Origin of the sequence: Aeromonas sp. QDB25, assembly GCF_027707725.1 — a bacterium.
In the GTDB taxonomy this organism is placed as follows: Bacteria; Pseudomonadota; Gammaproteobacteria; order Enterobacterales; family Aeromonadaceae; genus Aeromonas; species Aeromonas caviae.
In genome coordinates this window covers 1-743 of the sequence record NZ_JAPCIZ010000231.1, presented here as the reverse complement: position 1 = coordinate 743, position 743 = coordinate 1, and the positions used below count along the sequence as shown (strand labels likewise).

The following is a 743-nucleotide window of genomic DNA, read 5'->3' as shown; positions in this document are numbered from 1 at the left end:
TCTAAATAGGCTGATTCAAGGCATTTACGGGAGAAAAAATCGGCTCAAACTGAAAAAATGAAATGACTGAGTCAGCCGAGAAGAATTTCCCCGCTTATTCGCACCTTCCCTAGATCACTTCCCCTGGCAGAAGGTGGAACAGCTTATCGCGGACAAGCTGGCGCAGATCGAGGCGGAGGTCGCCCGGCTGCAACGCCAGCATCAGGGCTTGAGCCAGTGCGCCACGCTGCTGGCGCAGCACCCCTGCCGCTATGGCGCCCCGGCGCGGCAATCCCCCGACGGGCGGGATCATCCCGCCGCCGCGGATCGGGGGCAAAAGGTGGCTTGACTCTGTCCCATGGGACAAGGGGTGTAATGGGGGCTCACTTCAAGGAGCCATACCATGACCCCCAACCTGCTTGTTCTCAACGGCAACCCCAAACCCGACAGCCTCTGCCACGCCCTCGCCCGAGAGTATGCCCGCAGCGCCGAGCAAAGGGGCGCGCGCGTCACCATGCATCACGTGGGGGAGCTCGCTTTCGCGCCGGATCTTCACCATGGCTATGACGAGGCGCAACCCCTCGAGCCCGATCTGCAGGCGGTGCAGCAGAGCCTGATGGAGGCCCACCATCTGGTGATCGTCGCCCCCGTCTGGTCAGGGCGGGAGCACACTTTGTTGATATTTTAACCAAAGAATAACTGAGCCCGATAGTCGTCATTCCAGCCGGCTCTTTTTAGCTTGTTTCTCTGACTTCGAGCACCAC

2 protein-coding genes are annotated in these 743 nt (G+C 60.0%); both read left to right on the top strand.

Annotated features, from left to right (window positions below):
• Positions 1-133 precede the first annotated feature (133 nt).
• Positions 134-328, top strand: a complete 195-nt coding sequence (locus PG883_RS23645; RefSeq protein WP_244054343.1) for a hypothetical protein — start codon at positions 134-136, stop codon at positions 326-328.
• Positions 329-382: 54 nt separating this feature from the next.
• Complete coding sequence (locus tag PG883_RS23640; RefSeq protein ID WP_270808495.1) at positions 383-667, top strand: NAD(P)H-dependent oxidoreductase; 285 nt, start codon at positions 383-385, stop codon at positions 665-667.
• Positions 668-743: the final 76 nt, after the last annotated feature.